The organism is Ancylomarina salipaludis, from assembly GCF_004122035.1.
GTDB classification, from domain to species: Bacteria; Bacteroidota; Bacteroidia; order Bacteroidales; family Marinifilaceae; genus Ancylomarina; species Ancylomarina salipaludis.
The window spans coordinates 36,116-48,740 of record NZ_SAXA01000016.1; the positions used below are offsets into that span (position 1 = coordinate 36,116).

Consider the following 12,625-nt stretch of genomic DNA (forward strand, 5'->3'; position numbering starts at 1 on the left):
TAAATTTAGTTTAAGTATTTTACGAAATCAGAATCCCATACGTTTAATATACGACTAGGTTTCAAAAGTCTAAATTTAAATATTTAGAAGAGAATAGCTGTCTTCTTCTTTGACTAATTCTGAGAATTTTCTTTTGGTTAAGGGACGTCGAGGTACAGTAAAAGTAAATGTGCTTCCTTTGTCAACTTCGCTGCTAACATTAAACCAGCCATTATTTTTGGAAAGAAAGTCGCGACACAGGGCTAATCCAATTCCGGTTCCCTTTTCGTTAGCCGTACCATCAGTTGTAAATCCTTTATGAATATTCTGAATCTGATCTTTACGCATACCAACACCATCATCGATAACCGATATGCTTACAAAGTGTTCTTTTACTTCTGTTCGAATTTCAATTGTTCCGCCTTTGTTGGTGAATTTGATTGCATTGGATATGAAATTTCGAAGTACGGTATGCACCATATTTCGATCACAGAAAATATCAACTTTGTTTTCTGTTGATGTATAGAGCCTAATGGCTTTGATTCTGCTCAATTCTGAAAGTAGTTCCAGGTTTGAAAGAATAATTGAATCCAAGTCTACCATTTCTAAGTTGGGAGTAATTGAGTGACTTTGATTTCTAGCCCAGGCCAATAGATTTTCAAGGAGTTCGTATGAATTGTCAGCAGAATGGAAAAGTGAGCCTAAAAATTCTTTACTTTCTTGCTCGGAAATAACAAGATCTTCTTCGGTCAAAAGCATTCTAAGTCCATTGCTGATATTTCCAACTGATCCTCTTAGATCGTGAGCAATCAATGAAAACATTTTATCCTTTGTTTCGTTTGCCGCTTTTAAAGCTTCCTCACTTCTTTGCAGGGCTTCTTTTTTTGCAAACATCTCTTTAGCATGCTGATCAGCCATGCTTTTTTCGAGTTCGAGAATATCACTTTGTCTTCGGTTGTTACGATAACGAATAAATAAAATAAAGATTCCGGTAATTAAGGCAAGAACGATGGATAAACTTAGTACATACTGACGAAATATCTCAACTTCCTGTTTCTGATTGTCTTCTCTTAGTTTTTGATTTTCAATTTCTTTGTTTCGTGTGGCCTGACGAACTTCTAAATCTGTAATCTTATTGCTTTGCTGATCGGCAATAATTGTATCTTTATAAGCCTGTGCTTTTTGATAGGTGCTTAAGGCTTCAGAATAGAGTTTCTTGTTGGTATAATATTGGGATAGAAAATCATAATATGAACTAAATAAGCGGTGTGATTTTAATTTATTGGCAATAATATAACCCTTATTCAAATGGGAAAGTGCCTTTTCATTCTCGTTGTGTCTTAGGTACAGTACTCCTAAATTTAATTCGAATAAGCCAACATTATAGTTTAAGCTGTTATCACGATGGTAGCTAACGGCTTCTTTATAAACCTTAATGGCCTCCAGAATATTTCCTGTTTCGGTATAGAATGTCCCTAAATCATTAAGGGCATTACAGATGAGTTCATCGTCATTTATTTCTTTAGCTGATTTTAATCCCCGATCTAAATAATCTAAAGCAAAATCATCCAGATTCTGCGATTTGTAGTACAATCCCATCAGACTCCAGCATCTGGCTAAGCCTCTTTTATCATTTAAATGATTAAAGGTATCATAAGCTTCTTGTGAGAATGTAAAAGATTTCTTGTATTTCCCCAATTGATAATAGACAATTCCTAATTGAAGAGCGACTTTGGCATTGGTATCGAGAAACTTATTTTGGTTTGAAAATCGATAGGCATCAAGAAGAAATGTTAAGGACAAATCATACTGATTGTTGATGTGGTAGGCACACCCCAAATAATACATGGCTTTAGCAGCCTCTTCATTATAATCGAGATTTTTAGCTAGGGCAAGAGCTTCATTGGATAATTGAATCGCACGAGGAGGGTCGATTTCCCAATAACCTCTACTGAGCTCAAGAAAATTTTCCAACCTTTCACGTCCTGCAGTTTGAGTACATAGTTTATTAAGACTATCGATTTTGGATTGAGGGCTGGAAACGGCAAAACTTGTCTTAGTAATAAGACAAAGAGTAATAAATATGTAGATAATCCTTTTCACAAATAAGAATTCAGCTTTATGTTAGTTTAACCAACTTCTCTTTCTCGATCAGGCATTGCATGAATATTGTGTTAACGATAAGAACAAGAACGAGTAATTGAATTTGCAAGTGCAATATAAAACATTAATCCGACATTTTTTGTTGTTCATCATCTTAATATGAGAATTCACAAAAGAAAAGAGCGCTATACTTGTGGTAAAGCGCTCTTTAAAAAAATATTTAATTTATCTAAAATCGAACTAATGTTAAACCGATGGTATATGGGGTTAGTTCCGGTCCTTTATTGTTTCTGAATAAATCCGTCATTCCGTAGTTTGCAAAGAGGTTAATCGCTCTGTAGCCTAAACGGACTTGAGCACTGTAACGAAAAGCTTGCAGATTGTAATCGTCTCGGTCTTTATCCTTATGCGTATTTCCGTTTTTCTTGTATTTTATTTTTGTGTGTGTTCCCAATCGTAAGCCACCAACTAAACCTGCTGACATATGTATTTTATGATCATTCTTTACAGGAATTTGAAACTCAAGCAATAATGGAACAGTTAAGTAAAGTGAAGTCAACTTTGATTTTCTCACACTCCAATCGGGATTAATGGGATTGGGATAGATTTTACCATCGATTTCTTGCAGCGTGATGTCCTGATCAAAACGGTAATTATTCCATTCAAGCCCCATACCGGTAACCAAGCCAATATTGGTTTTGTTTTTTTGCAGACTGATGTCGTACTGCAGGAAGTTGAGGTTTACTGCAATAGATTTTGCTAAGTTCAGATCCATAAAATCTTTATCACCTGCCGCATAATCTGAATAGTCTGAATTTGTAAAAGCATTGATTCCCATCTCAAAACCTGTCCAGTGACCTCTAAATGTTGGTTTCTTGTAGGTTTTTGTTTCTTCATCCCATCGACGCACTTTCTCTATTCGAATTCGGGTCCCATGCCAGCCATCAATAATATTGATTTGCTTACGACCAATTCTGATTTTTGTTGTATCAGAATCATCTTCAAAGTCACCAATTCCTCTGATTTTGACTTTGGTTCCTTTTCCCGATTCCATTACCTGTATAAAGTCTTTATTAAGAACTTTTATATCAGTGGTGTCTTTATAAGCTGTATTTTTCTTTTGAGATTCAGGCGCTCGGTATTCAGGCCTTTTAGCTTTTTTTTGCTTTTTGTTTGACCAATTATCTTCAATTATAATTTTCTTTTTTTTGATACTGTCAGTTTTTAAACTGTCTTTAGCAACCTGTGCCTGACTTCCCAAGGCCAGTATTAATGCAAATAATATCAGTAGGTATTTTTTCATATCGTTAAAATTTCAGTCGTTTATTTAAAAGAGAATCTAACTGTGATTCTTTTCCATCAATGGATGTTTGTTTTAAAATATTGGATTGTGATCTGATCAGATTTAAATTTATACTTTGATAAAGTTTAAAATCAATAATAAGACGAAGTGGTTGCCGATTTGTTACAGGTGATGTGAAGGAATCTTAAATTTATTTTACAGGAGTTGAAAATCCAATACCATAGGTGTTAAATGCTACTCGTGTTTTGTCCGTCTTAGGGTCATATTTTTTTTCAAGATTGATTTTTTTCCCAGCTAGTTGTCCAATTTTATTAACTCCATAGCTTGCAATTTTAAGCAGAGTAGATTTTTCCTTGACTTCATTTTCTCCCTTACTCGCTTTCCATGAAAGCCCCAGCATGGCAAGTCCTGTGTTTTCTGTTTTCTCAGGCGTAATTTCCTTGTGTTTATTCAATATGAGGTTTAATTCAGTTGAATTTTTAATAGGAACAACTTTGTTTTCAGCAACAAGTTGTGTTACTTCAATTTTGTCAACCATTTGTTGGGGAGAGATTGCAGCTTTAATGGGTAAAGCATCTATCTTATTTATCTGTTTATTCTGAATTTTACCTTTAATCTTGTTAGGTATGGTTTCCTTAACATTTTTTGAATTAGAAGTATTTCCAAATTTTTCTGCTGTTTCCAATTCTTTAAGAATATCCTTTTTTAAGGAATCTGGAGTTGAAATTTGTATGGGTGTGTTTTGAGAAAATTGTTTGTATTGGGGATCGGCAGGATTCTTCCCAATTTCGCTTGTCCAAACTGTGAATAGAATGGCAATTGAAGCTGCCGTTGCAAGACTAGTATAAATAAGTTGTTTGATGACCAAACTTTTATTTCTTCTTTTTAAGCTCTTTTTATCCTTAAAAATAAGTGTTGAGTCAGCTTTCAGTTTTGTTTTAAGATACAGGTCGAGGTCAACTTGTTTATCGGGATGTGTGGCTATGAATTCTTCAAAAGCCTTTTTATCGTACGTATCTAAGTCATTTTCGATAAGAGCAATACAAAAATCATCAAAATTAGTCTGAAAAGGAATGTCTTTAAGATCTGGTTTATTTGCATTAATATCAGCAGATTCAAGCGTGAAATCGAAATCTGCCATCTCCTCTAATTCGTCCTTCAAATCCGGATTAAGCGCAAGAAACGACTGCAATGTCAAATTTTCTTCGGCATTCAATTCTCCTTCGATATAATCGATGAAAAATTCTTCGTAGTTATCTCTGTTAATCGTTCTCATTATTTTATACTGACTGTTTTTATTTAAATTACACTTTCCATCTGACCAATATAGTCTTTCATTTTTTTTCTTGCCCGGTAGATATACACCTTAACCTGTGATTCAGAAAGCTCTGTAATTTCAGCAATTTCCTGATAATTGTAGCCTTCATAATCGCGGAGCAGAACCACGGATCGTTGGATGTCTGAAAGTCGTTCAAGTGCCTGATCGAGTATCTCTTTTAAACCGGTATAATGTTGCGAGTGTGAGTAAATACTCACATCTACCTGATCAAAGTCTTCTTTTCGTTTTTCCCTTCTGATCAAATCAATCATGGTTCGGTAGGCCGTTGTATACAGGTACGACTTTACCTTCAGAAAATTAACATTCTCGACATTCCGCCAAAGTTTTTCGAAACTATCTTGTACAATATCACGCGCCTTATCCTCATCTTTAATATTTTTTAGGATAAAACGAAAGACTCCATCAGAGTGTTGATCGACGCTTATATTGTACTCTTCGAGTTTCATAGGTATTCTTCTCTAAAACGAATAGCTTTTTGAAAAGTTACAGGGATCTTTAATAAAATTTATAAATTAATTTACTGACATCAGATTGAACTGATTTTGTTTTTATCTTCGTGATGCAAAACCATTTTGTAAATTCATCCCAATTTAAACATAAAATTTCAATTGATATGAAGAAACATATTTATGCTCTATTTGTTTTTGCACTCGTTTTAGCTTCATGTAGTAACCCCCTTCCAGCCGATACAAAAGTCCAAAATCAACAAAATGATTATCTGATCATGTCGACTCTTTGGTATCAGAGAGCTTCGGAATGCAGAGCTTTGTATTATCAAGCCTATAATTTTGCAAAACAATCCTTAGTTGCAAATTTAGCCGAATCAAAAAATAATAAACCCAAAGCCGTTGTTGTTGATATTGATGAAACCGTTCTTGATAATAGTCCTTTTGAAGCTTATTCAATCAGAACGGGAAAAGCATTCTCGAAAGAATTATGGAACGAGTGGACATCGAAGGCAGCAGCTCGTCCGACTCCGGGTTCGCTTGAATTCTTAAAATTCGCAGAATCAAAAGGTGTTGAAACCTTTTATATTTCAAACAGATCAGTTGCTGAAACAGCGGTTACACTTCAAAACCTTAAGGCCTTGGGTTTTCCTTTTGCTGATGAGGCTCATATGTTATTAAAAACCGATACTAGTGTTAAAACAGTTCGTCGAAATAAGGTGACGGAAACGCATGAGATTTTAATTTTGGCAGGTGATAATATTGGTGATTTTGATGAGCTTTTTGAGGATAGAAGTACAGAGTATGGCTTTGATTCTGTGGATGCTCACAAAGCTGATTTTGGTAAGCGTTTTATTATTCTGCCAAATCCCATGTATGGATCATGGGAGAGAGAAGCTTTTAAAGGTCAGAAAGGTTTGACCCCTGAGCAGAAAAACGAATTGAGAAAAGCGGCATTAATTGGTTATAAAGAGCTGGCTAATTAATTCGTAAAATACAATACAAATGAAAACCTCTCAACTAATATCCGTTGAGAGGTTTTTTATATCGATTAAATCTTAATTTTAAAGATCGAACTTGATGCCCTGAGCAAGTGGGAGATCTGTGCCATAATTAATGGTATTGGTTTGGCGACGCATATAGGTTTTCCATGCATCGGATCCTGATTCTCGTCCGCCACCGGTTTCTTTCTCGCCACCAAAAGCACCACCAATTTCGGCTCCCGAGGTTCCAATATTTACATTTGCAATACCACAGTCGCTACCTACTGTTGATAGGAAAGTTTGAGCTTCTCGCATATTCATCGTAAAGATTGAAGAAGATAAACCTTGAGGTACATCATTGTGCATAGCTATGGCGTCGTCAAGTGTTTTATATTTCATAATATACAGAACCGGAACGAATGATTCATCCTGAACAATTTGCCAATGATTTTCAACTTCGCAGAAACTTGGCAGAACATAGTTGCCTTTCAGAACCTTATCGCCAAATACAACTTGACCGCCTGCTTTTTTGACTTCGGATAGGGCTGTTTTGTAGATTTCAACAGCATCTTTATCGATAACCGGTCCGACGAGGGTGTTTGGATCAAGTGGGTTGCCAATTTTTTTCTCAACCTGAGCATAAGCATTTAAAAGGCGATTTTTGACATCGTTGTAAATATCTTCGTGTATAATTAAGCGTCGGGTAGAGGTGCATCGTTGACCCGCTGTTCCAACCGATCCGAACACGATAGCTGGAATAGCCATATCTAAATCTGCTGACGGAGCAATTATGATGGCGTTATTTCCTCCCAATTCGGCAATGGTTCTTCCCAAACGAGCCCCAACTTTCTCAGCAACACGCTTTCCAATAGCAGTAGATCCCGTAACAGAAATAAGTGGTACACGTTTGTCTTCGATAAAATTATCACCCATTACTGATGATTTGGCCACAACCAAATTAAATACTCCCTCGGGTACATCATTAGCTTTCAAAACTTTTTGTATAATATTTTGACATGCCACTGCACAAAGAGGAACTTTCGAACTGGGTTTCCAAATGACTACATCACCACAAACTGCAGAAATCATGGCATTCCAAGCCCAAACGGCTACGGGAAAATTAAAGGCAGAAATAACACCAACAACACCTAGTGGATGATATTGATCCATCATCTTATGATCGGGGCGTTCTGAATGCATGGTAAAACCATAAAGTTGACGCGAAAGGCCAACAGCAAAATCACAAATATCAATCATCTCCTGAACTTCGCCTAAACCCTCCTGGTAGATTTTACCCATTTCGAAGCTGACCAGTTTTCCCAAATCTTCCTTTGCTTCACGTAAGGCATTTCCTATTTGTCTGACTACTTCGCCACGGGCAGGTGCCGGAACTTTTCGCCATTGTTTAAATGCTTCCTGAGCTGTGTCCAGAACTTTCTCGTAGTCGTTTATATCAGCGTTTACAACTTTTGCAATCTCAGTATCATCAATTGGAGAGTACGAACTTGTTGTATTTCCTTTACATTCGAACCACTGTGTTCCTGTTGTAACTCCTGAATTTACCTCTGATATTCCTAACCGTTTGAGACTTTCTTTGATTCCAAAATTTGACATGATATATTGATTTTTTAAGTTTTGATGATTTATCTTTATTTAATCTGTTTAAATTAAGAAAGATTTTAAATAAGCAATATGATATTTGTCATATTCCTGATTTGTAGTATGTATCAAATGCATAAAAACAAGAAACCCGATAGTTGTAAACTACCGGGTTTATTATCTTTTGTACTTGAATCTGTTTAAATGCCGATTTCCTCTTCTTCTTTCTCTTTGGTCTCGGAGTAAGCAATTTTTAAGTCGTCCAACTCAATATCTTCCTCTTCGTTGTAGATATGTAACAGAGGTTCTTTAAACGATTTGTTAGTGATCAATCGTTCAAGAGTGAGTAGTAATGACGGCAAAAGAATCAAATTTGAGAGCATCGCCGATAACAAGGTTACTGAAACTAAAACGCCTAAAGATACTGTTCCTCCAAACTCGGATAACGAGAAAATACCAAAACCAAAGAATAGGATGATAGAGGTATACATCATACTTTGTCCTGTTTCGCGAAGTGCCAGAACCACCGAATTTCGAATACTCCAATTGGTTATTTTAAGTTCCTGACGATATTTTGCCAGATAATGGATGGTATCGTCTACTGAGATACCAAATGCAATACTAAAGACCAGTATGGTTGAGGCTTTAATCGGAATACCAAAATACCCCATTAAGGCTGCCGTAATTATTAAAGGAATCAAATTGGGAATAAGAGCTACCAATACCATTCTTTTCGATGAAAACATCCAGGCCATAAAAGAGGCAATCAGTACAACTGCCAGTGCCAGACTTAAGAATAGATTTTTAATTAGGTATTGCGTTCCTTTAAAAAAGACAATACTTGATCCCGTTACAGTAACTGTGTATTTGTCTTTTGGGAAAATCTCATTAACATGCCCCAGAATAACTTTCTCCATCTGCTCCATTTTTGTGGTTCCAATGTCTTTCATTCTGAAACTCATGCGTGTTTGAGTTTGGGTAGAATCGATAAAGGAATCAAAAATATTGACATCACCTTTCATATCTGCTTTTGAGAGATAAGACAGGATGATGTTTTTCACATTACTACTCGGCATTTTGTAATATTTTTCTTTGCCATTGTAGTAGGCTTGATGGGCGAATTTAGCCCCTTCAACCAGTGATAGTGAAGCAGAAATTGTAGGGTATTGTTTTAAAGAGTCGTTTAATTCCTCAATGCGTTTAAGAGTTGAGAGTTTAAGAGCACCATTTTTTTTATTCGTTTCAACCACAACCTCGAGAGGCATAATACCATCAAGATTCTCTTCAAAAAACTTTAAATCCTGATAGATGGTATTATCATGAGGGAGGTCATCAACCATGTAGCCTGTGCTCTTTATTTGGCTGATACCAATAATACCCAAAATTACCAGTGAACCTGTGATGAAATAGACTGCTTTACGATGGTATAATACTATTTTTTCTAGAGTTGAAACAAATTTGTTGATAAACTTATTATCGAGATGTTGAGTGGCTTTATTGTCTGGTGGTGCCAGAAAACTAAAAATAATTGGGATAAGTACCAATGATAAAACAAACACAACCATAATGTTCAAAGAGGCTACAACTCCAAATTCTTTTAGAATTTTACTTGATGTGATAATGAAGGTTGCAAAACCAGAGGCTGTAGTCAAGTTAGTTAAGAAGGTTGCATTTCCAATTTTGGAAACAACGCGCTGCAGGGCTTTAATCTTGTTGCGATGGCGAACGTATTCGCCATGATACTTATTGATAAGAAAGACGGAGTTGGGAATACCAATTACAACTAAAAGAGGGGGTAACATGGCGGTCAGTAGTGTAATTTTGTAGTCGAAAAGGACCATTGACCCAACAGCCCAAATAACGCTTAAGCCAACAACCAGCATACAAAAGAAAACGACTTTGAATGAGCGGAAGAACAAGAAAAGAATAATAGCCGTAACCAATAAGGAAAGAAGAATAAACATATTCATTTCTTTCTTTATCATTTGAGCCATAACCACCCTGATATAAGGTAAGCCTGAGTATCGCATTTGCAGGCTATGTTTTTGAGCAAAAGCCTCAGATCTCTCGTGCACAGCTTTTATAAGTGGTTCTCTCGCCTTCGATCCCATAACTCTCCCATTAACAGTGATTGCCATCAGATAGGTGTGAGTATTGTTGTTGACTAAACTGCCTTTATAAAAGGGTAAAGACTCTGCAATAAGTGCAATACTATCCAGTTCTTTTTGAGACCTTAGTTTTTTAGGAAAAATCGATTGAAACTCAAATCTTTTCTTTTCTTTATTTTTTGTGATATTATATGTATGTGCAATGGAAACGACAGCATCAATACCATCTAGTTTAGTTAGATCATTACCAAGAGCAATCCAATCGTTGACTTTGTCCAGTTGGTAAAAATTACTATCCTGAATGGCAAAGAACATCACATTGCCTTCTTGACCAAATGTTTCATGAAAGTTTCTATAATCGATGGAGGCCGGATCGTCAGAAGGCAAAAGTTCAGCATGTTGATATGACATCTCAACAAATTGAGCTTTGTAACCCATAAAGATGGTCATCAGTCCGATAAGGACTATTAATAATATTCTATTTCTGAGAATAACTCCCGCAATCCTATTCCACATATCTTAAAATCTATCTTTGAATCTTCTCAATTGAAGTGTTTGTTTATATATCTAACTGATTGTTAGTTTAATATTAGGTATAAAAAATGACTTGACATCATTTTGGCGAAAATACGACTTAATATCTTTATTTCAAAAGCAAAAAGGCTTATCGCTTGAGTACACTTCGATAATTGGATAATATGAGGCGGAATTTAAGTTTAATTAATAATTGTAAAAATGGAATTAAGCTTAAAGAGTGAAATATAAGGAATTCACTATATAAGTATAGTGGTAAAATTGAGCAAGCTTAAGTTTTAAAATTATTTAGGTTTCAAGCCAAGGTTAAGTTAATGTTAACAATTGAGTTTTTTGCGGTAAAAAATTAGTTTGTCTCTAAATATCCTATATTTTTGCCAGCCCAAAAAGAGAACTAATTGACTGAAAAACAAATAAATTTAGACTAATTATGAATTACGGGTTAAGTGATTTCTTAACACTCATAGGATCCTTAGGATTATTCCTTTACGGAATGAAGTTGATGAGTGAGGCTCTCCAAAAAGTAGCAGGAGAAAAAATGAGATCGATTTTGTCAGCTATGACATCAAATCGAGTAAAGGGTGTTATGACGGGTGTTTTAATAACAGCACTTATTCAGTCATCATCTGCAACTACGGTAATGGTAGTTAGTTTTGTGAATGCAGGTTTACTTTCATTAGTAGAGTCTGTGGGTGTTATTATGGGAGCCAATATTGGAACCACTGTTACAGCCTGGTTGATATCCTTGCTTGGGTTTAAAGTAAGTATGAGTGCCATTTCTTTACCATTGATTGGTTTAAGTTTACCTCTGCTTTTTTCGGGTAACCGTTCTAGAAAGAATTGGGGTGAATTGGTAATCGGCTTTGCACTATTGTTTATCGGCTTGCAGTTTCTTAAGGAGTCGATGCCTGATATAAAGAATAACCCAGCCATATTGAATTTCTTAACTTCCTATACGGATTTAGGTTTTTTATCGTATTTATTATTTGCTGGAATTGGAACACTTTTAACCATTTTGATTCAATCTTCATCGGCGACAATGGCACTTACTCTTGTAATGTGTAATAGTGGATGGATTAGCTTTGATATGGCAGCAGCTATGGTCCTTGGTGAGAATATTGGGACAACAATTACGGCTAATCTTGCAGCTATGGTGGCAAATACCTCTGCCAAACGTGCAGCTCGTGCTCATTTGATTTTTAATACTTTTGGTGTTTTTTGGATGCTGATGATTTTACCTTTTTTCCTTAAGGGAATTGCAGCACTTAATATGTGGCTTGGAGGAGGTAACCCTTTAGAAACCGACCCTGCTCTTGCTTCAGTAACAATTGCTGCTGTACCAGTATCTCTATCGTTATTTCATACCATTTTCAATATTTTAAATGTGTTGATTCTGATTTGGTTTGCCAAATTTATTGTGAAAGTCGTGACCAAATTGGTGCCTACAAACGAGAAAGAAGAAGAAGTATTCAAGTTAAAGCATATTAAAACAGGTATGTTATCAACGCCTGAAGCGTCATTATTTCAAGCTAAGATGGAGATTAGTCTTTATGCAAAACATACTAAGCACATGTTTAGTTACGTAAAAGAGGCGTTTAATGAAACTAATGATAAGAATTTTAATAAACTTTTTGAGAAGATAGATAAGCTAGAAGATGAGAACGATGATATGGAGGTGCAAATTGCAGACTATCTGACAAAGGTGTCTGAAACCCGATTGAGTTCTCTAAGTTCGAAACGCGTTCGTGCATTTTTCAAAATGGTTGACGATATAGAGAGTATGGGTGATTCGATGCTTAATATTGCTAAAGCCCTTTATCGTAAGAGAGAACAAAAAGCATGGTTCCCACAGGAAGTTCGTGATAATTTGAATAAAATGTTTGAATTGGTTGACGAGGCCTTAACTGTGATGTATAATAATACAGAGAGGAACTTTGAGGATGTGCTGACTAAGAAAGCTTACGAGGCAGAGAAAGAAATTGACGAATTCCGTACGATTCTTAAGCAGCAGCATTTAAACGATGTGAAAGAAAAGAAATACGAATATAAAGCAGGTATCATTTACAACGATATTTTCTCAGAATGTGAGAAGATTGGTGATTATTGTATCAATATCTCTCAATCAATTTCTGAGATTAAAGAGTAATTGAGAATCAAGAAATGAATAACTCCGATGTCGCTGGCATCGGAGTTTTTTTGATATACACCTTTTATAATTTGTGCAAAAAAAA

General features: G+C 35.7%; 8 protein-coding genes. 2 read left to right on the forward strand and 6 right to left on the reverse strand.

The genetic code is table 11. The annotated features are described in order from the left end of the window. Nucleotides 1-75: 75 nt before the first annotated feature. The 4 genes from EO244_RS14490 to EO244_RS14505 all read right to left on the reverse strand — a co-directional run bounded on the left by EO244_RS14490 (nucleotide 76) and on the right by EO244_RS14505 (nucleotide 5,170). Complete coding sequence (locus EO244_RS14490; RefSeq protein ID WP_129255412.1) at nucleotides 76-2,082, reverse strand: ATP-binding protein; 2,007 nt, start codon at nucleotides 2,080-2,082, stop codon at nucleotides 76-78. 229 nt (nucleotides 2,083-2,311) lie between these two features. Continuing rightward, a complete protein-coding gene (locus EO244_RS14495; RefSeq protein WP_129255413.1) occupies nucleotides 2,312-3,385 on the reverse strand; it encodes an outer membrane beta-barrel protein in 1,074 nt (357 codons plus the stop codon). A 190-nt stretch (nucleotides 3,386-3,575) separates the two neighbouring features. Then, nucleotides 3,576-4,661 carry an anti-sigma factor gene (locus tag EO244_RS14500; protein ID WP_129255414.1) on the reverse strand — a complete coding sequence of 362 codons (1,086 nt, stop codon included), beginning with the start codon at nucleotides 4,659-4,661 and terminating at the stop codon, nucleotides 3,576-3,578. A gap of 23 nt (nucleotides 4,662-4,684) precedes the next feature. Further along, nucleotides 4,685-5,170, reverse strand: coding sequence for an RNA polymerase sigma factor (locus tag EO244_RS14505; protein ID WP_129255415.1), 486 nt, complete (start codon nucleotides 5,168-5,170; stop codon nucleotides 4,685-4,687). Nucleotides 5,171-5,337: 167 nt separating this feature from the next. Between EO244_RS14505 and EO244_RS14510 the strand changes: the two genes are divergently transcribed. Continuing rightward, entirely contained in the window at nucleotides 5,338-6,156 is an 819-nt protein-coding gene (locus EO244_RS14510) for a 5'-nucleotidase, lipoprotein e(P4) family (protein WP_164977510.1), read from the forward strand. Between the two features lie 78 nt (nucleotides 6,157-6,234). Here EO244_RS14510 and amaB read toward each other — a convergent pair whose 3' ends face one another. Both amaB and EO244_RS14520 read right to left on the reverse strand, forming a co-directional pair. Continuing rightward, nucleotides 6,235-7,767 carry an L-piperidine-6-carboxylate dehydrogenase gene (amaB, locus tag EO244_RS14515; RefSeq protein WP_129255417.1) on the reverse strand — a complete coding sequence of 511 codons (1,533 nt, stop codon included), beginning with the start codon at nucleotides 7,765-7,767 and terminating at the stop codon, nucleotides 6,235-6,237. A 185-nt stretch (nucleotides 7,768-7,952) separates the two neighbouring features. Further along, nucleotides 7,953-10,376: an efflux RND transporter permease subunit gene (locus tag EO244_RS14520; RefSeq protein WP_129255418.1), complete on the reverse strand. Its 2,424-nt coding sequence runs from the start codon at nucleotides 10,374-10,376 to the stop codon at nucleotides 7,953-7,955. A 448-nt stretch (nucleotides 10,377-10,824) separates the two neighbouring features. On the opposite strand from EO244_RS14520, the gene EO244_RS14525 reads away from it, so the two are divergent. Next, entirely contained in the window at nucleotides 10,825-12,540 is a 1,716-nt protein-coding gene (locus EO244_RS14525) for a Na/Pi cotransporter family protein (protein ID WP_129255419.1), read from the forward strand. Nucleotides 12,541-12,625 lie beyond the last annotated feature (85 nt).